The following is a 21,708-nucleotide window of genomic DNA, read 5'->3' on the forward strand; positions in this document are numbered from 1 at the left end:
AGATAGATCAAAAGCTGTGATCTGCTGGCTTTCGTCGCCGCCATCCGCATCTCGACAGGATGAGCAGGAAAGCGACCAAGAAACCAAAGACTGACTTCGCATCGTGAAAGCGGTGGACGCCTAGCCGTTCGCCCACACTCGCGCGACCGCCGAAATTGCCAGCTTGGGGAACAGCAGAACATGCGCAGCCTTCGTCATTCCTCCACCGTGGCGGCACTCGTTGCCGGTCTGTCTCTGGCCGCCGTGCAAGCCTTCGCCCAACCCGCGGGCGTCTTGCGCGTGGCGGTGGGTGCCGATCCCGCGACCTTCGATCCCGCCTTCAACGATCTTCCCGTGGGCAACGCGGTCGATCTGGCCGTGCTCGAAGGGCTCTATCGCCTCGACCCGCAGAACAACGTCCAGAAGAGCCTGGCCACGGACTCGTCCTTCTCGCCCGACGGCAAGGTGTTCACCGTCAAGATCAAACCCGGCAGGACCTTCAGCAACGGCGATCCGCTGAATGCCGAGGCCGTCGCGGCCAGCTTCAACCGCATGCTGGACGAGAAGACGGGCTCGATCTATCGCGGCCTTTACGCTTCGCTCGGCACGATCAAGGCCGTCGGGGAAGACACCGTCGAGTTTCATCTCGCCGAACCCAACGGCCATATCCTGATGCTGCTCGCCAACACGGCAGCGAGCATCGTCAACGTCAAGGCGCTCAAGGAGATGGGGGCCGAGTACGGCCGCAAGCCGGTCGGCTCCGGTCCGTACATGGTGGAGCGCTTCGTCGGCGGCGAAGGTTTCAGGCTCGTGCCGAACCCGAAATATGCGGGCGACTATCCCGCGACGCTCAAAGCGATCGACTTCAGCGTCGTGCCCGAAGACGGCTCGCGCATGGCTTTGATGGAAACCGGCGCGGCCGACATCGTCGAGCGTGTGCCGCCGGAGTCGATCGACGCGATCAACGCTCTGAAGAGCGCGAAGGTCGTGACGCCGCCGAGCATGTTCTCCGTCAACATGGAGATGGTCCTGCGCGGTCCGCTCGCCGATGCGAAGGTCCGGAAGGCTCTGAACCTCGCGATTGATCGCGACGGCATCGCCAAGGGCGTTCTGGGCGGGCTGGGCACGCCATCGGTCGGCATGGTCGGCCCGGGCACGCAGGATGAATTGCGCAAGACCTTCCCCTTGCTCCAGTTCGATCCCGAAGGCGCAAAGAAGCTGCTGGCGGAGGCCGGCTACAAGCCGGGCCAGCTCGCGCTCAGCTTCACCTGTCCGACCGGGCGCTACATCAAGGACGTCCAGGTCTGCCAGGCGCTGGCGGGGTCCTTAGAGAATGTCGGCATCAAGGCGACGCCGCTTGTCGTTGATCGCGGCACCTGGACCAAGGTCGTCGGCATGGAGCCCGCGCAGCGCACGGACAACATGGGCATGGTCGGGCGCGCCACGGCGGGGATGGACTACACGCTCTATCGGCTCTTCTTCACCGGCGTCGGCGCCAACCGCACGGGCTATTCCAATCCGCGCGTGGACGGGCTTCTGAAGGAAGGCCGCGCTGCGACCGACCCGGCCAAACAGAAGGAGATTTACGGGGAGATCCAGGAGATCGTGTGGAAGGATCAGCCCTTCCTCTTCCTCTGGTACCAAACCCAGGCGATCGGCGTGGCGAACCGCGTGCAGGGCTTCGCCGTCCAGCCCAACGAAACGCTGGTCTTCGACAAGGTCACCCTCAAGTAGCGCCGGAAGCGGAGGCGGAACGATGTTCGTTCTCAGACGCCTGGGCGGAGCGCTGCCGACGCTGTTTGCGGTCTCGCTGCTCGTCTTTTTCTTCGTCGACCTCATTCCGGGCGACCCGGCGCAGATCCTTGCCGGGCCGACCGCGTCGAACGAAGAGATCGAGAGCATTCGCAAGTTCCTCGGTCTCAACGAACCGCTGCTCACGCGCTACGGGCATTTCATCCGGGGCATCTGGGATCCGGCTGCCGCGACCTCCTTCCGCACCCATCGGCCGGTCGTCGTCGAGCTGGCGGAGCGTTTGCCCAACACGCTGATCGTCTCGATCGGCGGCCTCGCGATCGGTGTCCTCGTCGGCACGCTCGCCGGCATCGTCAGCGCCATGCGCCCGGGCGGGGCGGCGGATGCGGCGATCACCGTGCTGACGCTCGCCGGCATCTCGATGCCGATCTACTGGCTCGGGCTGCTCTGCATCTGGCTGTTCGCGGTCAATCTCGGCTGGCTGCCGGCAGCCGGCGCCTCGACGCCCGCGCATTTCGTCCTGCCGATCCTCGTGATCGCCACACGCCCCGCTGCCATGTTCAGTCGCCTTGTCGCGGCGAGCCTGACCGAGGCGATGGGCAAGGACTATCTCGATACGGCCCGCGCCAAGGGGCTGAGCGAGACCCGTGTCGTGCTCGCCCACGCGCTGCGCAATTCGCTGATCGCGGCGGTCAGCGTCGCCGGCGTGCAGTTCGGCGGCATGCTCGGCGGCTCGGTCGTGACCGAAACCGTCTTCGGCATCCCCGGCGTCGGGCGGCTGCTCGTCGATGCGGTGTCGCGCGCGGACTATCCGGTCATCCAGTACGCGATCCTGATGTTCGCGGTCTTCTTCGTCCTCATCAACCTCGTCACCGACCTGCTGACGCAATGGCTCGACCCGCGCACGCGTGAGCAAGAGAGGCCGGCATGAGCGTGGTCCAGGACATGGCGCCTGCCGCCCTCCACCGTCCCCCGGCCCCTGCGGCGCTCGCGCCACGCCCGCATTGGACGTTGTTGCGGCGCATCCTCGCCCAGCCCAAGGGCGCGATCGGCCTGACATTGGTCGTGCTTTACCTGCTGCTCGCGATCTTCGGGCCCATGCTGGCTCCGCAGGATGCTTTCCGGCAGAACTTCGCACAGACGCTTCGCCCGCCTTCTGCAGCGCATTGGTTCGGCACGGACCAGCTCGGGCGGGACGTCTTCAGCCGTGTGCTGATCGGAGCGCGCGCGACGCTCGGTATCGGCGTCGGCGGCGTTACCGTCGCGTTCCTCATCGGCGTGCCGCTCGGCATCCTCGCGGCCTGGCGGCGGGGCTGGATCGAGGCGCTGCTGATGCGCGTCATCGACATCATGCTGAGCTTTCCCGACATCGTCTTCGCGCTGGCGGTCGTGGCGATACTCGGCGCCAACACGCAGAACGTGATCATCGCGGTTGGCGTGGTCTCGATCCCCGTCTTCGCACGTACGGCCCGCGCCGTGACGCTCAGCATCCTGGCCGAGCCCTATATCGAGGGCTCCGCGGCCCTTGGTGCGAGTCCGATGCGCATCATTCTGCGCCATGTGCTGCCGAACATCGCCGGCACGCTGTTGACGCTCTCGACACTGCTCTTCGCGTCGACTTTGCTCTCGGCCTCGGGCCTCGGATTCCTCGGGCTCGGCACGCAGCCGCCCTTCCCGGAATGGGGCACGATGCTCGGCGAAAGCCGTTCCTACATTCGCAGCCACCCCTATCTGGCGACTTTTCCGGGGCTGTTCCTGGCCGTCTCGGCGCTCGCCTTCAATTTGCTCGGCGAGGCGCTGCGCGTGATCTACGATCCGACCAGCCGGCGCAGCGGCCGCCGGGCGCCCCTGTTCGCGTTCCTGCGCCGCCGGCCTGCTGCGGTGCCCAGCGTCATCGGCGATAAACCTACAGCGGATGAGAGCGCTGTTTCCGTCAAGGCCCTGCGCATGGCGTTCCGGACCGGCGACGGGTTGCTCGACGTCGTTCGCGGCGTCGACCTGGCGATCCAATCCGGCCGGACGCTCGCGCTAGTCGGCGAATCCGGCTCCGGCAAATCGACTTTGCTGCGTGCGATCGGCACCCTCGCCAATCCGCAGGAGATCGCGATCACCCAAGGCAGCATCAGCCTCGGTGGCGAGCCGACGCTCGGACTTTCCGCCAAGGCGTTGCGCGAATTGCGACGACTCAAGATCGGTGTCGTCTTCCAGGACGCGGCGAGCGCGCTGAACCCGGTGCTGACCATCGGGGACCAACTCGCCGAAGCGGTGCGCACGGGGACGCGTCTCGATGAGCAAGCCGTCAGGCAGCGCTGCATCGCGCTGTTGAAGGACGTCAAGATCGCCGATCCCGAGCGGCGTCTCGACATGTACCCGCATCAGTTCTCGGGCGGCATGAAGCAACGCATCGTTATCGCGATCGCGCTTGCCCAGGACCCGCAGGTTCTGCTCGCCGACGAGCCCACCAGTGCGCTGGACGTCACGATCCAGCAGCAGATCCTCGTCCTGCTGCGCGAGATCCAGGCGCAACGCGGGATGGCCGTGCTGCTGGTGACGCATGATCTTGGCCTCGTCGCTCGCTTCGCCGACGACGTGGCCGTGATGTATGCCGGCCGCATCGTCGAGAGCGGCGAAGTCGCAACCGTGCTGGAGCGGCCGCTGCACCCTTACACAGTGGCGCTGCGCACCTCTGCTCCGGGCAGCGGCGAGAACCGTGGCCAACCCCTGCGCAGCATTCCCGGCGAGCCGCCGCTGGTCGGTCGCTTTCCCGACGGCTGCACCTTCCGTCCGCGCTGCCCGCGCACGCAGGGACGGCCCGCATGCGCGGCCCAGGAGCCGGAGCCGCGTCCATTGGCGGGCCGGGCCGTCGCTTGCGCTTTCGCCGAGGAGGGCCTGCAATGAACGCAGCTGTCCGTCCGCCGCGCCGCCCGGCCGCCGGGATCGACGACGTCGTCGTTGTCGACGGCGTCAGCCGGCATTTTGGTGGCCGGAAGGCGATTCTGAGCCGTGTCGCGGCGCCGGTGGTGCGCGCTGTCGACGGCGTGTCTTTCAGCGTCCGAAGGGGAAGCTGTTTCGCCATCGTGGGGGAATCGGGTTCCGGCAAGAGTTCGCTCGCCCGGCTGATCGTCGGATTGCTGAGGCCGACCGCCGGTGAGGTCGTCGTCGATGGCACGCGTCTCTCGAGCCTCGACAAGCCGGGCCTGCGCGCGCTTCGGCGCAAGGTTCAACTGGTGCTGCAGGACCCGCGCGCGTCGCTCGATCCCCGGATGACCGTGTCCGACACGCTTGCGGAGGCGTTGACCGTGCATGGCCTGCACCGCGAACGTGTCGCCCGGTCCGAACGCATCAACGCCGTCATCGCGATGGTGGGGCTGAATGCGGCGCATCTCGCCCGCTATCCGCATGAATTGTCCGGCGGTCAGCGTCAGCGCGTCGCCATCGCCCGCGCCATCATCTGCGAGCCTGACATCCTCGTCCTGGACGAACCGGTGAGCGCGCTCGACGTCTCGGTCCAGGCGCAGATCATCAACCTGCTCGCAGAGCTCCAGGCGCGGCTCGCCCTGACCTACATCGTCATCACTCACGACCTCGCCCTGGTTGCCCACATGGCCGATGCGGTCGGGGTCATGTATCTCGGCCGCTTCGTCGAACAGGGCGATGTCGAGGAGGTCTGCGGCGCGCCGAGTCATCCCTACACGCGCAGCCTCATGGCAATCGCCGCGCCCGCAACGCCGTCGGGTCGGGGCCAATCGCTCGCCATGCTGGAAGGCTCGATCCCGAGTCCACTCGCCATCCCGAGCGGCTGCAGTTTCCACACGCGCTGCCCGCTCGCCAGGCAGCGTGCCGCCGAGGGGCTGCCGAGCGTGGCTACTCCGGACGGACTCCTGCCACGCATCTGCGTAGAAGACACCCCTGCCCTCCACTCTGCGCCCGGGGGCCGCAGTGCCGCGAGCTGCCATTTCGCGGATCAACGCCCTCATATCCAAGATAGCTGAAAGACGAAGGATAGGATCGATGTCCGATCATCATAGCGCCTCCGAGGTCGTCATCGTCGGCGGCGGCATCTACGGGACGAGCCTGGCCTACCAGCTCGCGAAATCCGGCCGCAGCGTCACCCTGCTCGAGGCCGGCGAGATCGCCGGTGGCGCCTCGGGCGGCCCTGGCGAGCGCGGCGTGCGCGCCAATGGTCGCGATCTGCGCGAGTTGCCGGTCTGCGCCATCGCCCAGCAGCTCTGGGCGGATTATCAGGCGAAGTTCGAGGGCGGGGTCGGCTATCGGCGCGTCGGCGGTCTCAAGATCTATGACGTGTCCTACGGCCATCGCGAGCACGAGGTGCGCGGGCGCATGGAGGCGACGGCGGCTGCCCAGTCGAGCCTGGGCTCGCCATCCGAAGTTCTTTCGCGCGACGAGACGCTGGCGCGCGAGCCAGAGCTCGCGCCCGGCATCCTGGGCGCGATCTGGTGCCCCCATGACGGCGTCGGCGACCACACCGTTGCCACGCGCCAGTTCGCCAAGGAGGCCGCCAAGGCTGGTGCCGTCATCCGCACGGGTGCAGAGGTCGCCGAGATCGTGCAGACGCGCGGCATCGCAACGGCCGTGAAGCTCGCGAGTGGGGAAATGGTTCCGGTCGGCTCGCGGCTGGTCGTGGTTGCCAATGCCGGTGCCGAGGCCCTGCTGAAGCCGGTTCTGAAGCCGCATGAACTTGGCCCGGTCTGGAACCTCATGCCGCAGATGCATTTCGTTTCGAACCCGCTGAACAAGACGGTCAACCATCTGCTCTCCCACGCGCATCGCCGGCTCGCCGTGAAGCAGCTTCCCGACGGCGTGATCATGCTCTCGGGCGGAGCCCATGTCGGCTATACGCCGGAAGGGCTGTGGAAGGGCTCGCTGAGCTCGATGACGCAGAACGTCACCGACGCGCTTCACACGCTGCCCTTCATCGACAATTCCAGTTTCCTGAGTGTCGATGCTTCGCGTGTGGAGACCGTCGCCGTCGATCAGATTCCGCTGATCGGGCAGGCGGAGGCGGTGTCGAATGTGATCTATGGCTATGGCTGGTCGGGCCATGGTTTCGCGATCTCGCTCGGCTTCACCAAGCTGTTCGCCGATTGGATCAAGACGGGCGAGAAGCCGGAAGCGCTTGAGCCGTTCTCGCCGTTGCGTTTCCACAAGCCGGCCGAACTGCTCAAGGCCGCCGCACTCGGCCGCGCCGCGGCCTGAACTTTCCCAGATCGTCAACGTCAGACCGGGAGATGCGGCGCTGTCCGCATCTCCCGCAGGACAGGAATTGGACTTCATGCTCACCGACTTCGACGCCGCCCGCCCCGGCAAATCCGTTTACGATCTAGGCCCGGTCGCGGGTTCGTTGGATGGGATCGAGGGTGAAATCCTCTGCTGCATCAACAATGGCGAAGGGCCTTCGGTCCTGCTTCTCGGCGGCATCCATGGCGATGAGTACGAGGCCCAGATCGTGCTGCGCCGGCTGGCCGAGCGTCTGGAGCCCGCCGACGTCACCGGGCGCGTCATCATCATTCCCTCGCTCAACTTCCCGGCGGCGCAGAAGGGCAAGCGCCTCTCTCCCTTCGACGGCCAGAACATGAACCGCTGCTTCCCCGGCAAGGAGGACGGCACGCCGACGGAACGGCTCTGCGCGTTCGTGACGAAGCGCCTCTTCCCGGCCGTCGACCTGCTGATCGATGTCCATGCCGGAGGTGGCGACGTCTCGGTCGTGCCGATGGTGTTCGGATTCGCGACAGAGAAGAGCGTGGTCGACGATGCCCGGCTCAATCGGCTGATGGAGGCATGGGGCTATCGTTTCGTCCAGCATGTCGACGGCATCGACGAGACGGCTTGCGGTGCTGCCAAGCTCGCCGACCTTGCCTCGATCGAGGTCGAAGGCGGCGGCGGGCGGATGAAGTCCGCGGAATTGGCGATCATGGAGGAAGGCCTCTTGCGCGCTCTGGCCGATTTCGGCGCGATCAAGCCGCAGCTGGAGCCGACCGCGTTTACCGGGGTGCATTTCACTGCGGGCGCTGAAGGGCAGTATCTGGCGCCGTTTGCCGCCCTTGTGGAGCATTGCGTGGCGCTCGGGGACCGGGTCGAGAAGGGCCAATGCGTCGCTCGATTGCACCGGACCGCGGGGCAATCGGCAGCTGCAGTGGAGATCGCAGCTCCGGCGTCAGGTTATATCTTGCGTCAGACCGAACACGCGTTCGCTGCCAAGGGCCAGCTGGTAGGGAATATCGGAATTCTCCTTCAAGGCTGAGCCCCTATCGCTTCACAATGACTGCGATGCACTATTGGGTCGTCCGGCGTCCTGCCTAAGGACAGGTGGCCGGGCGCATTTCATCACGCAACCGATCCTCGAACGCAGCGCAACCGGCGGTGCGTTCGATGGACGGGCGACGCATGGGCCTCCAACATCGGCATCTTGTTTCCGAATATCCGATCTTCCGGATGCGAGCGGCTTTTGAAAGCCGAAGTAAGTTTCGCACGCCAGACCAGTGTTGCACCCGCCATGGTCGTTCGATTGCCAAGGGCCCGCCAACGACATAAGGCAGTCGGGGCTCCCCCCGTCGGCTAAGATCCCTGGTCTCGTTTCCATGACACGCGACATCGCAGCGCGACGGCATCGCGCCATCCTCGACAATCTCGACAGGCTGGAATCCGTCACCGTCGAGGAGCTGGCCCGGGCCCTCGACGTCTCGCGAGAGACCATCCGGCGCGACCTCAAGGTCTTGTCGGCGGACGGTCTGCTGTCGGTCGTCCATGGCGGGGCCATTCGAAACGAGCGTTCGGAAGCATCCTTCGCCAGCCGCCGGTCGGTGAACCGCGAGGGCAAGGAGCGGATCGCCAGTGTGGCGGTCTCGATGCTGGGCGACGGCATGACGATCCTGCTCGATTCCGGCACCACGACCGAAGCGGTGGCGCGCGCGCTGGCGCGCTCGGACCACAAGCGGCTGATCGTCCACACGACGTCGCTCGAGAATGCGCGCCTTATCAGCCGCTTGCCGGACGCCCGGGTCTTCCTGATCGGCGGCGAGTTCGACCGCAACGAGGATGCAACCTCGGGCGCCGAGGCCCTGCGGGCGATCGCCTGCCTCTCGGCCGATCTCTCTTTCGTCAGCGTCGGCGGCGTCGATGCGGAAGGGCGGCTCACCGATTACACCCGCGCCGGAGCCGCTACCCGAAGCGCCCTGCTGAACGCCGCCGAACAGGGCTTCCTGATGGCCGACAGCAGCAAGTTCGGGCTTGTCCTGCCCAGCCGGATCGCCGGCGAGGAGGCTTGCGCGGGGTTGCTGGTCGACCGGCTTCCGCCCGATTCCATCGCCGCGAAGCTCGCCGAAAACGGGGTCCGCGTGCTCGCTGGATAATTTGCCCGTTTTTGTGGTTTTTGTTGTTTTATGTGACTCGATGCATTAGCGTGCCTCTATCGTGGAGGCCCTCATGTCCATTCCCACCCAATCTCGCGTCGTCATCATCGGCGGCGGCATCATCGGCTGTTCGGTCGCCTATCACCTGACCAAGCTCGGCTGGCGCGACGTGCTGCTGCTCGAGCAGGGGCGCCTGTCCTCGGGCACCACCTGGCATGCGGCCGGTCTTGTCGGGCAGTTGCGCAGCCAGTCGAGCATGACGCGGCTGATCCGCTACTCGACCGAGCTCTACGCCTCGCTGGAGCAGGAGACCGAACTCGCCACCGGCTGGAAGCGCTGCGGCTCGGTATCCGTCGCCCGCACGCCCGAGCGCATGACGCAATTGCGCCGGACAATCTCGGCAGCGCGTGCGCAAGGCGTCGACATCGAGGAGCTCAGCCCGAAGGAGGCCGGCGACAAATGGCCGGTGATGCGCACCGACGATCTCGTCGGCGGCGTCTGGCTGCCCGGCGACGGCAAGGCGAACCCGGCCGACATCACCCAGGCGCTGGCGCGCGGCGCGCGCAAAGGCGGCGCGATCGTGCGGGAGGGCGTGCGCGTCCTCGGCGTCGAGACCGAGAAGGGGCGGGTCAAGGCGGTTCTCACCGACCAGGGCCGGGTCGAATGCGAGGTCCTCGCCATCTGCGCCGGGCAATGGTCGCGTGCGGTCGGGCAGATGTGCGGCGTGTCGGTGCCGCTGCATTCGGCCGAGCACATGTACATCGTCACCGGCAAGATCGAGGGCGTCACGCCCGACCTGCCGGTGATGCGCGATCCCGACGGCTACACCTACTACAAGGAGGAGGTCGGCGGCCTCGTCATGGGCGGCTTCGAGCCGGATGCGAAGCCCTGGGGCATGGACGGCATTCCCTATCCGTTCGAGTTCCAGCTCCTGCCTGATGACTGGGACCAGTTCGCCATCCTGATGGAGAACGCGCTGCAGCGCGTGCCTGCGCTTGAGACGGCGGAGATCAAGACGTTCCTCAACGGCCCCGAGAGCTTCACGCCCGACAACAACTTCCTTCTCGGCGAGGCGCCGGAAGTTGCGGGCATCTATGTCGGCGCCGGCTTCAACTCGATGGGCATCGCCTCGGCCGGCGGCGCCGGAAAGGCGCTCGCCGAATGGATCGTCGAGGGAGAGGCGACAAGCGATCTCTGGCCCGTCGACATCCGCCGCTTCGCCGATTTCAACAACAACCCGGCCTGGCTGAAGGACCGGATCAAGGAGACGCTCGGCCTCCACTACGCCATGCCCTGGCCGAACCGCGAGCTCGATACCGCCCGGCCCTTCCGGCGCTCGCCGCTCTATGAGCGCCTCGCGGCCAAGCGCGCCGTCTTCGGATCCAAGATGGGCTGGGAACGCGCGAACTATTTTGCTCGCGACGAGGACGAGCGCACGATCCGCTATTCCTTCGGGCAGCAGAACTGGTTCGAGACGGTCGCGGCCGAGCATCGCGCCTGCCGCGAGGCGGCCGGGCTCGTCGACATGTCGAGCTTTGCCAAGTTCCTGCTACAGGGGCCACAGGCCGAAGCTGCGCTGCAGCGCCTCGCCGCCAACGATGTCGCCGTGCCGGTAGGCACCTCGGTCTACACCGCCCTGCTCAATGCGCGCGGCACCTTCGAGAGCGATCTCACCGCCGCCCGCATCGGGCCCGACACCTATCTCCTCCTGACCGGCACGGCCCAGGCGACGCGCGACGCGCACTGGATCAGGCGCCAGCTCCCGGAGGGCGTGACGCTGACGGATGTGACCTCGGCCTATGCCGTGCTGTCGCTCGCCGGCCCCAAGGTGGTGGAGATCCTCGGTCGCGTCTCGCCGGCCTCCTTCGATCTCGCCGATTTCCCGGCCAACGCGATCCGGCAGATCACGATCGGCTATGCCACAAGCTGGGCCTGCCGCCGCTCCTATCTGGGGGATGGCTTCGAACTTTATGTTCCCATCGAATTCGCGCCCGCCATCTACGACGCGCTGCACGAGGCCGGCGCCGATCTCGGCCTCATCGATGCCGGGTACTATGCGGTCGACTCGCTGCGCATCGAGAAGGGCTTCCGTGCCTGGGGCCGCGAGCTGACGCCGGACGTCAATCCCTACGAGGCCGGTCTCGGCTTCGCGGTGAAGCTGGACAAGGGCGATTTCCTCGGCCGCGATGCGCTCGTCGCCGCCCGCGCCGCGCCGCGCACCAAGCGGCTGATCGCACTCGTCGGCCCCCGCCCGGACGGCCAGATGGCCTGGGGCGGCGAGGCGATCCTGGCCGATGGCAAGCCGGTCGGCGAGATCACCTCGGCGGCGTTCGGCGGAACCGTCGACGGTATCGTCGCGCTCGGCTGGGCCGAGAGCGATGGGCCGATCGACCAGGCTTGGCTCGACGCGCGCAAATGGACGATCGATCTCGCGGGCACGGCAATCCCCGTCACCGCCAGTCTCGCCGCGCCGCTCGATCGCAAGCCGGCATGCGGAGCGCGGGCATGACCGATCTCACGCCGCTCTCGCCCGCCATGCCCCGGGACATCGTCGTGCAGAAGCCAGCCCGTATCCTAACCCTGTCCTGCGAGGACCGGCCCGGCATCGTGCACGCCGTCAGCGGGGTGCTCTACCGGCACGGCTGCAACATCCTGGAGAGCGCGCAGTTCAGCGATCCGCGCGACGGCCGCTTCTTCATGCGCGTCGCCTTCGCTGCGGGCGAGCGCTTCGACGAGGCCGCCTTCCGACGCGAATTCGACGGCGTCGCCGGGACGTTCCGCATGAACTGGGACGCCATCGACGCAACGCGCCCGCAGCGGGTCGTCCTGATGGTCTCGCGCTTCGGCCATTGCCTGAACGACCTGCTGTTCCGCCAGGCGACGGGGAATCTCAACATCACGATCCCGGCGATCGTCTCGAACCACCGCGATTTCGAGCCATTGGCGCAGAACTACGGCATCCCGTTCCACCATCTGCCCGTCACGGCGGCGACCAAGGCGGAGCAGGAGGAAAAGCTGCTGGAGATCGTCGCGCAGAGCGAAGCGTCGCTGGTCGTGCTCGCCCGCTACATGCAGGTGCTCTCCAACGACCTCTGCCGCGCGCTCGACGGGCGGGCGATCAACATCCACCATTCGTTCCTGCCGAGCTTCAAGGGCGCCAAGCCCTACCATCAGGCTTATGAGCGCGGCGTGAAGCTGATCGGGGCGACGGCGCATTACGTCACCCCCGATCTCGACGAAGGCCCGATCATCGACCAGGACGTCGCCCGTGCCGATCATTCGCTCGCTCCGGACGATCTCGTCAGCGTCGGGCGCGACATCGAGGCCGTGGTTCTGGCGCGTGCGCTACGCCTGCATATCGAACGGCGGGTGATGCTGGCCGGCCGACGCACGGTCATCTTCCGCTAGGAGCCGCGCGTGTCGGCGAAAATTCGCCGCCGACCGCAGCGCAGTGCCATCCACCACCGGAGGTTCACTTGAGCGCCAGGATCCTCGACGGCCGCGAGATCGCGCGCGACATCCGTGCCGAAACCTCCTTGCGGGTCTCCGCGCTCGCCGCCAGAGCCGGCATCGTCCCGCATCTGGTGGTGATCCTCGTCGGCGACAATGCCGCCTCGCGTGTCTATGTGGCGAACAAGATCCGTGCCTGCGCCGAAATCGGCATCCAATCCACGCTCGTCGCATTCGATGCGGGAATTTCGGCACAGGAGCTCATAGCCGAGATTGAGCGCCTGAACGCCGCCGCCGATGTTCACGGCATCCTCGTCCAGCTCCCGCTGCCGGCCCATCACGACATCCATGCCGTGCTGCGGGCGATCTCGGTCGACAAGGATGTGGACGGCTTCCATCTCTACAATGTCGGCGGCCTGGTCGTGGGCAAGACGGTCTTCTCGCCCTGCACGCCTTATGGCGTGATGCGCATGCTCGATCACGCTGCGATTCCGGTCGAGGGCCGCAACGTCACGATCGTCGGAGCCAGCAACATCGTCGGCAAGCCGATGGCGCTGATGATGATGGCGCGCGACGCCACCGTCTCGGTGTGCCACGCCAAGACGCGCGATCTCGCCCAGTACACTATCCTGGCAGACATATTGGTCGTGGCGGCCGGCGTCGCCGGGCTGATCGGGGCGCAGATGGTCCGCACCGGAGCCGTCGTGATCGATGTCGGCATCAACCGCGACCCGGAGGGCAAGCTGCAGGGCGATGTCGACTTCGAGGCCGTCAGAGCCAAGGCGTCCTACATCACGCCCGTTCCCGGCGGTGTCGGCCCGATGACGGTGACCATGCTGCTGGTCAACACGGTCTCGGCGGCAGAGCGGATCGCAGCAAGCGCGGCTGCGCGCCCGATGCCCGGACGGCCAGCCGACGGTTCAGGCAAAGACGATATTGCCCGCCTGAGCCAGCAGGCGCGGATCGCGTGAGCGGACACGCACCGGGCGCCCATCGAGAATCTCGAAGCAGCGCGCGAGCGTATCGTCCGTCAATCGCTGCATCGCCTCGGCGGTGAAGAAGGTCAGGTGCGGGAACAGGATCACGTCGTCGCGCCCGAACAGCGGGCTGAGCGGATGCCCCTGCCGGGCGAGCGGCTCCTGGCCGTAGACGTCGAGCCCGACCCCGCCGAGACGGCCGGCGAGAACGGCCTCGACCAGCGCGACTTCGTCGATCAGCCCGCCGCGCGAGACATTGACGAGAATAGCTCCGGGCTTGAGGCAGGCGAGTTCTTCGCGGCCGAGAAGGTGGCGCGTCGCGTCGGTGAGGACACAATGCAGCGAAACGACATCGCATTGCCTCAGCATCGTGTGGAGATCGTCGACCTTCGCCATGCCCCGCATGGCCATGGCCGCCGCATCGACGTGCGGGTCGTAGCCGAGTACCCGGGCGCGGAAGCCCAGCCCCGCCATGCGGGCCATGCGGCTGCCGATCTTGCCTGCGCCTACGATGCCAAGCGTCTTGCCGGCGAGATCGCAGCCGAGCCAACGCCCGGACGGCCAGACCCAGCCATCCTCCTGCACGGCGCGGCTGATCGCCGGCATCCGCTTCGCCAGCGCGATCATCAGGGCGAAGGCGCCCTCGGCCACCGTCTCCTCGGCATATTCAGGCACGTTGACGACGGGGATGCCCCGCGCGATCGCGGCAGGGATGTCGATCGCGTCGATGCCGACGCCGTATTTGACGATTCCCTTCAGCCGCTTCGCCGCGGCGATCACCCTGGCCGTGACCGGCGTGTAGCACATCAGCAGCAGGTCGGCGTCGGCAACCGCCGCGATCAACGCCTCCTCGGATATGCCGTCGGGCAGCGTCACGAGCTCGACGCCGCGGGCGCGCAGGCCCTCGTCGATCTCAGGGCATTCGAGTTCCCGGTCGGTGCGGACCGCCTTCATCGCCATGCTCCTCAGCCCGCCAGGATAGCCTGCTCGACGATGCCGAGCGCCCGTTCGAGCTCGGCGCGGGAGATCACCATCGGCGGGGACAGGGTCAGCACGTTGCCCTGGCTGATCTTGAAGCTCAGGCCGGCTTCGAGGCAGCGATAATAGGCGCGCTCGGCCAGGCCGTTATCCGGCGTGAAGTCGTCGCGGTCCGAGACCAACTCCACGCCGAACAGCAGCCCGCGCCCGCGGACATCGCCGACGGCCGGGCAGCCTTCACCGAAAGCCCGCAGCCGCGCCATTGCATATGCGCCGAGTTCCGCGGCCCGTTCCGTCAGCCCCTCCTCGCGGATGATGTTGATCGTCGTCAGGGCCGCGCGGGTGGTGACCGGGTTCTTCTCATGGGTGTAGTGGCCGATGGCGTAGCCGCCGGCGACATCGAGCTCGCGCCGGGCGATGACGGCGGCGATCGGCAGGATGCCGCCGCCAAGCGCCTTGCCGAGGACGACCATGTCGGGCTCGGCCTCGTCATGTTCATGGGCGAAGAAGCGCCCGGTCTTGCCGAGCCCGGTGGGGATTTCGTCGAAGATCAGCAGCGTGCCGTGCCGGTCGCAGGCCTCGCGCACGCTTTTCCAGAAGCCGGGTGCCGGCGGCGACGGCGTGGCGCGCATCGGCTCGGCGACGACCGCGGCGATATCGCCCTCCTTTGCCAGCACATAGGAGATCATCCGGGCGCAGGCGCGGGCCGATTCCTCCAGGCTGTGATGACCATAGGCGCAGTTGCGGCTGCCCCAGGGCGCGACATGCTCGGCGCCCGGCAGGAGGGGGCCGGCGATGCCGGAGCGGAAGGTCGCCTCGCCACCGACGCTGGAAGCTCCGAAGCCGGCGCCGTGGAACGCATCCCAGAAGGACAGCGTCTTGAACCGGCCGGTCGCGGCGCGGGCGAGCCGCAGCGCCACCTCGATCGCGTCCGAGCCGCCGGTGGTGAAGAGCACCTTGCCGAGACTGCCCGGCGCCAGCCGCCCGAGCGTCTCGGCGAGCTCGACTGCCGGCTCGCAGGTGAAGCGCCGCGGCGCGAAGCTCAGCGCATCGAGCTGCGCCTTGATCGCCTCTTTCAGGCGCGGATGCCCGTAGCCGATATGGTGGACGCTGTTGCCGTGAAAATCCATGTAGCGGCGGCCATTGGTATCCTCGATCCAGATGCCCTCCGCCTTCGCGATGGCGGTCAGGCAGGGGCTCGACAGGCTCTGATGCAGGAAGGCGTTCGCGTCCCGCGCCAGCAGGTCCCGCGTTCCGGTATCGGTGATGGCCGCCGTCCAGCCGCTGCGCGCAACAGAGGTATTCGACTCGCCTTCGGTATGGATGATCGTGGCGGTTCCGGCCTGCATGACGTGTCCCTTGTCGCGGCTCTCGCGGCCGGTCGAGAGACAGGATGGCCGATTTCTCTTCGATCTGAAAAATCGTTAATTCAGATGCTATTATAAATTTTGACGATACATCGCTTCCGGACATTTTCCATGCGCTACGTCCAGCTCCGCGCCTTCCATCATGTCGCGATGGCCGGCGGCTTCTCGAAGGCGGCGCAAGCCCTGCACCTCACCCAGCCGGCGATCTCCGACCAGGTCAGGCGGTTGGAGGAGGAGTACGACGTCGCCTTGTTCAGCAGGAGTCACCGGCAGGTCGTGCTCACGGCGGCCGGCCGGCGATTGCTGGCCCTGACGCACCGGCTGTTCGGAGCGGAGGCCGAGGCGCTCGACATGTTGCAGGAAGAGCGCTCGCTGCGGTCCGGCGCGCTGCGCATCGTCGCCGACTCCGTCCATCACGTGCTCGACGTGCTGACGGCGTTCCGCGAGCGCCATCCGGGCATCCAGATCAGCATCTCGCGCGGCAATACCGGCAGCGTCGTCGATACGCTGATCGGCTACGATGCGGAGATCGGCGTCCTCGGAGAGCTGGCCGATGACAGGCCATTCGAGGTGCTGCCGCTCAACGTCTCGCCGATCATCGCTTTCGCCGCCCGCAGCCATCCGGCAGCCGGGCGGAAAAGCCTTTCGCTCAACGAGCTCGGCGCCTTGCCATTGGTGCTGCGCGAGCCCGGCTCGCGCACACGCCAGTTGCTCGAACAGCGCGCGGCGGAGCTTGGCGTCGCATTGCATTGCGCCGTCGAAGCGGAAGGGCGGGAGGCCGTGCGGGCGATCGTCGCGGCGGGTGGAGGCATAGGCTTCGTATCGGAGGCGGAGTTCGGCGACGACGATCCGGCACTCGTCCGGCTCTCGCTCGACGGCCCCCCGCTCGCGATGCAGGAGAAGTTGATCTGCCTGCACGAGCGCCGCAACAGCAAGGCCATCAAGGCGTTCTTCGACATGGCGCGCGCGATGCGGGCCTGACGGCGCCGCGCCGGTTTCAGCCCCCAGGCAGCGCCTGGCCCGTCCGCAGGGCGTAGGCCCAGTCCCGGCGGCCGTTCGCATCCGCCTGGCGCGCCGCCCTCTCCCAGTCATAGTCGACGAGATGAAGTTCCGCCACGATGCCCGCCCCGGTCGTGACCACCGCGCAACGGGCGTGGGGCATGCCGCTCTCTGCGACATGGGCCGGCCCCAGCGAGTGATATGCCGGGTTTCCGACGCTGCCGGGGTTGAGGACGATGGCTCCCGAGCCCAGCCGCACCGCGCGGGCAAGATGGCTGTGGGCGCAGAGCATCAGGGGCGCGGTCTGCCCTGCCAGCCGCTCCTCGATGGTGGCGATCGGGGCCGGCAGGAGGCGGCCGTCCCGGACCTCCTCCAGCAGATAGGTGTCGTCGCAGCCCGGGCTGGCATGGAAGCAGAATGCCTCTCCGAGCCTGAGCTCGACCGGCAGCCCGGCGAGCCAGCTGCGTGCATCGGCGTCGAGCGCGCGCCATGCGAAACCGTCGGACGCTCCGAGCCCCTCGGGCGATGGAGCACCGAGGGCACGATCATGATTGCCGCGGACATGGCTCATCCCGCGCGACCGGAGCAGCGCCACGGTTTCGGCCGGCCAGAGCGGGCCGGAGGCGCAGTCGCCGAGATTGACGATCCGGTCGACGCCGAGATCATCCAGCTTCGCAAGGACGGCCTCAAGCGCCAGCAGGTTTCCGTGAATGTCGGCGATGACGCCAAGGCGCATGTCTGGATCCTCAGCTGGACAGTCGAGAAAACGAAGGATCTATCTCGCCGTCCGCCCTGTCACGCCGGCACCGCTAGCGGTCGCGCCAGCGCTGCAGGCGGCCGAAGACAAGCCGATCGAGGCCGGCATGAGCGAGCTTGACGGCGATGGCGGTGAGCATGATGACGCTCGCCATGCCAGCGGCGGAGGCCATCGCCCCGGCTTCGTCCATATGCACGATCGCTATCGAGGCGAGCTTGGTATCCGCGCCATAGAGGAAGATCACGGCGGAGACCGTGGTCAGGGCGTTGACGAAGACATAGACCGCGATGTCGAGGATCGCCGGCAGGCAAATCGGCGCGGTCACCCGCCGAAAGGTCGACCAGAACGGCACCTTCAGCGAGGCGGAGACCGACTCGAACTCGCCGTCGAGCTGCTTCAGGCTCGTCAGCGCCGTGATGTGCCCGACCGTGTAGAAATGCGCGACGGTGTTGATCACGAGGATCGTCAGCGTCCCATAGAGGAAGCCGAGCGGGTTCCAGTTCGCGTTGAAGAAGAAGACATAGCCCAGGCCGAGCACGAGGCCGGGCACCGCCATCGGCAGCATCGCCAGGAACTGGGCGAAGGCGCGCAATTGCGGAAACAGCTTCACCTTCTCGATCAGATAGGCGCCTGTGAAGATCAGCGCCGTGCCGATCACCGCCGTCAGCGAGGCGAGCAGCAGCGAGTTGCCATAGGTCGCCCAGCCGTCGGGCTCCACTGCCGCGAAGTCGTAATTGCCCAGCGTCAGCGAGAGGTTGTAGGGCCAGTATTTGACGAAGGAGCCCCAGAACGCGATCGCATAGGGCCCGACGATGGCCAGCGCCATCACCGCGACGAAACCGAGCAAGGTGAGGTCCCGGCGCCGGTCCGGGCGCGGCGCATAGGGCACGGCCCGGGCCGAGAGCATTGCGCTCTGCCGCCGCTGGACCACGCGGTCTGCGAAGAAGGCGAGCACGGCCGGGACCAGCAGGATGATGCCGACGACGGCGCCCATCGGGAAGTTCTGCTGGCCGACGACCTGCCGATAGGCGTCCGTCGCGAGCACGCCGAACTGCCCGCCGATCACCTTGGGAATGCCGAAATCGGTGATGACGAGGGTGAACACCACGAACGCGGCGCTGATCACGCCGTAGCGGGCACCCGGCAGGGTGATCGTGCGGAAGATCCGCCAGCGCGTGGTGCCCATCGCCTCGGCCGCCTCGCGCAGCCGCCCGTCGGACAATGCGAGCGCCGTGACGAGGATCAGCATGGCGTGGGGAAAGCTGTAGAGCGCCTCCGCGGCGATGATGCCGACGGGTCCGTAGAGCGAGGCGCCCATCATCCAGGATTTGAGGATGCCCTGATTGCCGAAGATGTAGATCAGCGCCAGGCCCGACAGCAGCGAGGGCGCGAAGACCGGGATCATCGCCGCGGCATAGAACAGGCCCTTGCCGGGGATGCAGCTCCGGCGCAGGGCATAGGCATAGAGAAAGGCGACGGGGACCACGATCGCCGTGGTTATGCTGGCAACGAACAGGCTGTTGGTGAGCGAGGAGAGCAGCGTCGGCGTCGTCGCATAGCTGACGAAGTTCGCCAGCCCGACGAAGCGGCCGTCGACATCCTCGAGGCTCTTGGAGAGCAGCGCCCAGAGCGGCAGGGCGATGATGAGGACCAGCACGGCACAGAGCGCCAGGATCAGCGCCCCGGCGACCTGACGCTCGCTGATGCGAGGCGGCGACACCTTCACGGCCGGCGCGGTCATGGCGAGAGGACGAGCGGCGTCGCTCATCGTCCGCTCCCCGCAAAGACATGCAGGGCTTCCGGCGGGAAGGCGACCGCGCGCACCTGCCCGGGCGAGATGCCGAGATCGCGCATCGCATTGGTCGAGAAATCGGCCGCGATGCGGGTCGTGCGGGAGCCGGTCGGCTCCAGATGCGCCCGGCAATAGGAGCCGAGGAAGGCGAGATCGCCAATGCGCGCCTCGAAGCTGTTGGGCGTGTCGGCGGTGATGCTGCGGGTGCGGACCTCCTCGGGGCGCATGGCGAGCCGCACCGGCGTGCCCACCGCGAAGGGCGCGGCATTGGCGACGAGAAGATCGAGCTCATCGACACGTACACGGCCCGGGCCGGTGACGATCGCATCGAGGAAGGTCATGTGGCCGACGAAGTCCGCGACGAAGGGCGTCGCCGGGCGGCGGTAGATCTCCTCGGGTGTGCCCACCTGCTCGACGGCGCCGTTGCTCATCACGACGATGCGGTCAGCCATGGCGAGCGCTTCCTCCTGGTCGTGCGTGACCATGATCGTGGTCACGCCGAGACGCTGCTGCAGCGAACGCATCTCGTCGCGGAGCCTCACCCTGACCTTGGCATCGAGCGCCGAGAGCGGCTCGTCCAGCAGGAGAAGCTCCGGCGAGGTCGCGAGCGCGCGGGCGAGCGCCACGCGCTGCTGCTGCCCGCCCGAAAGCTGGATGGGGTATTTCTTACCCTGATCCGTGAGGCCGACCAGTTCCAGAAGCTCGTCGACGCGGCGGGCGATATCACGCGCAGGACGGCGGCGGTTGACGAGGCCGTAGCCGACATTGTCCGTGACCGTCAGATTGGGAAACAGCGCATAGGACTGGAAGACGATCCCGAAATCGCGTTCCGACGGGCTCGCGCGGGACACATCGCGCCCGCCCATATGGATGCTGCCGCTGTCCTGAAGATCGAGGCCGGCAATCGCCCGCAACAGGGTCGTCTTGCCGCAGCCGGAAGGGCCGAGGAAGCAGACGAATTCGCCACGACGGATGTCGAGATCGATGCTGCGCAGGGCCTGGAAGGCGCCGAAGCTCTTCGCGACCTTGCGGATCGAGAGAAAAGGGTTCGTGTTCGTGGTCATCGTAAAGACCTTCCTCTGAACGCCCGGCACTATGCCTGGAGGGCCAGCAAGGGCTTGAGTCCGTCACCCCCGCGCTTGCATAAGCTGTACCGCCCCGCCCGCTTCAGCGGGTCGGGGCGGTTTGGCAGCCTTCAGTTCTTTGGCGCGGCCTTGGATTCGTAGCGCTTGGACCATTCGGCGAGCACACGCTCACGATTATCCGCCATCCAGGACAGGTCGTTCTTGATCATCCCGGCTTCGGCGTTGGCGGGGTAGTTCGTCGGCTTGTTCTCGACGCCCGGCGCAGCCACGATGGCATAGGTCTTCGAGTAGAGCTCGTTCGCTTGCTTGGTCGTCGACCAGTCGGCGATCTTCTTCGCGACGGCGAGGTTCTTCGAGCCCTTGACGATGGCGCTCGCTTCCATCTCCCAGCCTACGCCCTCTTTCGGGATCACGACCTCGATCGGCGCGCCCTTGGTCTTCTCGGCGGCGCCGCGCATGTCGAGAGCCAGGCCGATGGTGCGCTCGCCGCGCGCCGCCTGGACGCAGGGCGCCGAACCCGAATGCAGATAGGCCGCGATGTTCTCGTGCAGCCCGTCCATGAACTTCCAGCCCTCGGCCTCGCCCATGCTCTGCAGCCAGCCCGCGACCATCAGATAGCCGGTTCCGGAGGACGCAGGATGGGGCATCACGATCTTGCCCTTGAATGCCGGGTTGAGCAGGTCCTTCCACGAGCTCGGCACCGCAACGCCCTTGGCTTCGGCGGTGTTGTAGCAGACGACGCCGAGATAGGCGTCCATGCCGGTCCATGTGTAGGGAGCGTTACCGTCCCGGAAGACCGGCTTCAGCGCATCGGCGCCGGCAGGCTTGTAGGTTTCGAGCAGGCCGGCCTTCTCGAACATCAGCAGGCTCGACGCGGCGAGGCCCATCACCATGTCGGAACGCGGATTGTCCTTCTCGGCCAGGAAACGGGCCGTGATGACGCCGGTGGAATCGCGAACCCAGACCACTTCCGCGTCGGGCACGGCCTTCTCGATGGAAGCCTTGAACGGCCCGAGCTGGTCGCTCTCCAGCGCGGTGTAGATCGTCACCTTCGTCTTTTGTGCCTGCGCAGCGCCCGGAAGTGCGAGTGCGAAAGCGCCGATAACACAGGAAGCAAGCCAGCTCTTCATTGTTCTCATCCCCTCATTACGTTCAGTTTGGGCACTCTTCCGGCGCTTCATTCCCCTGGATTTGGAAAAGCC

At 66.8% G+C, this 21,708-nt stretch carries 17 protein-coding genes; 11 read left to right on the forward strand and 6 right to left on the reverse strand.

What is annotated here, in order from left to right; all coding sequences use genetic code 11:
- Positions 1 to 180: 180 nt before the first annotated feature.
- From AC2FAN_RS06150 to AC2FAN_RS06195, 10 genes are all read left to right on the forward strand, one after another.
- Entirely contained in the window at positions 181 to 1,713 is a 1,533-nt protein-coding gene (locus tag AC2FAN_RS06150; protein WP_476806305.1) for an ABC transporter substrate-binding protein, read from the forward strand.
- 22 nt (positions 1,714 to 1,735) lie between these two features.
- The gene (locus tag AC2FAN_RS06155; RefSeq protein ID WP_265051743.1) at positions 1,736 to 2,662 is read left to right on the forward strand and encodes an ABC transporter permease; all 927 of its coding nucleotides are present in this window, start codon (positions 1,736 to 1,738) and stop codon (positions 2,660 to 2,662) included.
- On the forward strand, positions 2,659 to 4,629 hold the full coding sequence (locus AC2FAN_RS06160; RefSeq protein WP_485173103.1) for a dipeptide/oligopeptide/nickel ABC transporter permease/ATP-binding protein: 1,971 nt from the start codon (positions 2,659 to 2,661) through the stop codon (positions 4,627 to 4,629). Before AC2FAN_RS06155 ends, AC2FAN_RS06160 begins: the two co-directional genes overlap by 4 nt.
- A complete protein-coding gene (locus AC2FAN_RS06165) occupies positions 4,626 to 5,723 on the forward strand; it encodes an ABC transporter ATP-binding protein (RefSeq protein WP_485173104.1) in 1,098 nt (365 codons plus the stop codon). The genes AC2FAN_RS06160 and AC2FAN_RS06165 overlap by 4 nt, the downstream gene beginning before the upstream one ends.
- 19 nt (positions 5,724 to 5,742) lie before the next feature.
- A complete protein-coding gene (locus AC2FAN_RS06170; protein ID WP_485173105.1) occupies positions 5,743 to 6,948 on the forward strand; it encodes an NAD(P)/FAD-dependent oxidoreductase in 1,206 nt (401 codons plus the stop codon).
- 76 nt (positions 6,949 to 7,024) lie between these two features.
- Entirely contained in the window at positions 7,025 to 7,993 is a 969-nt protein-coding gene (locus tag AC2FAN_RS06175) for a M14 family metallopeptidase (protein ID WP_485173106.1), read from the forward strand.
- Positions 7,994 to 8,330: 337 nt separating this feature from the next.
- Positions 8,331 to 9,101, forward strand: a complete 771-nt coding sequence (locus tag AC2FAN_RS06180) for a DeoR/GlpR family DNA-binding transcription regulator (RefSeq protein WP_485173107.1) — start codon at positions 8,331 to 8,333, stop codon at positions 9,099 to 9,101.
- A 73-nt stretch (positions 9,102 to 9,174) separates the two neighbouring features.
- A complete protein-coding gene (locus AC2FAN_RS06185) occupies positions 9,175 to 11,610 on the forward strand; it encodes a GcvT family protein (RefSeq protein WP_485173108.1) in 2,436 nt (811 codons plus the stop codon).
- Between the two features lie 26 nt (positions 11,611 to 11,636).
- Positions 11,637 to 12,509, forward strand: coding sequence for a formyltetrahydrofolate deformylase (purU, locus tag AC2FAN_RS06190; protein ID WP_485173711.1), 873 nt, complete (start codon positions 11,637 to 11,639; stop codon positions 12,507 to 12,509).
- Between the two features lie 68 nt (positions 12,510 to 12,577).
- Complete coding sequence (locus AC2FAN_RS06195; RefSeq protein ID WP_485173109.1) at positions 12,578 to 13,522, forward strand: bifunctional 5,10-methylenetetrahydrofolate dehydrogenase/5,10-methenyltetrahydrofolate cyclohydrolase; 945 nt, start codon at positions 12,578 to 12,580, stop codon at positions 13,520 to 13,522.
- On the opposite strand, the gene AC2FAN_RS06200 is transcribed toward AC2FAN_RS06195, so the two are convergent.
- Both AC2FAN_RS06200 and pbfA read right to left on the reverse strand, forming a co-directional pair.
- Positions 13,472 to 14,482, reverse strand: a complete 1,011-nt coding sequence (locus tag AC2FAN_RS06200) for a 2-hydroxyacid dehydrogenase (protein WP_485173110.1) — start codon at positions 14,480 to 14,482, stop codon at positions 13,472 to 13,474. The genes AC2FAN_RS06195 and AC2FAN_RS06200 overlap by 51 nt on opposite strands.
- Positions 14,483 to 14,493: 11 nt before the next feature.
- The gene (gene pbfA / locus AC2FAN_RS06205) at positions 14,494 to 15,855 is read right to left on the reverse strand and encodes a (R)-1-hydroxy-2-aminoethylphosphonate ammonia-lyase (protein ID WP_485173111.1); all 1,362 of its coding nucleotides are present in this window, start codon (positions 15,853 to 15,855) and stop codon (positions 14,494 to 14,496) included.
- 129 nt (positions 15,856 to 15,984) lie between these two features.
- On the opposite strand from pbfA, the gene AC2FAN_RS06210 reads away from it, so the two are divergent.
- The gene (locus AC2FAN_RS06210) at positions 15,985 to 16,854 is read left to right on the forward strand and encodes a LysR substrate-binding domain-containing protein (protein WP_485173112.1); all 870 of its coding nucleotides are present in this window, start codon (positions 15,985 to 15,987) and stop codon (positions 16,852 to 16,854) included.
- Positions 16,855 to 16,870: 16 nt separating this feature from the next.
- On the opposite strand, the gene AC2FAN_RS06215 is transcribed toward AC2FAN_RS06210, so the two are convergent.
- The 4 genes from AC2FAN_RS06215 to AC2FAN_RS06230 all read right to left on the reverse strand — a co-directional run bounded on the left by AC2FAN_RS06215 (position 16,871) and on the right by AC2FAN_RS06230 (position 21,636).
- On the reverse strand, positions 16,871 to 17,608 hold the full coding sequence (locus AC2FAN_RS06215; protein WP_485173113.1) for a metallophosphoesterase family protein: 738 nt from the start codon (positions 17,606 to 17,608) through the stop codon (positions 16,871 to 16,873).
- 73 nt (positions 17,609 to 17,681) lie between these two features.
- Positions 17,682 to 19,397 carry a putative 2-aminoethylphosphonate ABC transporter permease subunit gene (locus AC2FAN_RS06220; protein ID WP_476806298.1) on the reverse strand — a complete coding sequence of 572 codons (1,716 nt, stop codon included), beginning with the start codon at positions 19,395 to 19,397 and terminating at the stop codon, positions 17,682 to 17,684.
- A complete protein-coding gene (locus AC2FAN_RS06225; protein ID WP_485173114.1) occupies positions 19,394 to 20,485 on the reverse strand; it encodes a putative 2-aminoethylphosphonate ABC transporter ATP-binding protein in 1,092 nt (363 codons plus the stop codon). The genes AC2FAN_RS06220 and AC2FAN_RS06225 overlap by 4 nt, the downstream gene beginning before the upstream one ends.
- A gap of 131 nt (positions 20,486 to 20,616) precedes the next feature.
- On the reverse strand, positions 20,617 to 21,636 hold the full coding sequence (locus AC2FAN_RS06230) for a putative 2-aminoethylphosphonate ABC transporter substrate-binding protein (protein ID WP_485173115.1): 1,020 nt from the start codon (positions 21,634 to 21,636) through the stop codon (positions 20,617 to 20,619).
- Positions 21,637 to 21,708: the final 72 nt, after the last annotated feature.

It is taken from the genome of Allobosea sp. RIT-PG3_2 (assembly GCF_057321085.1).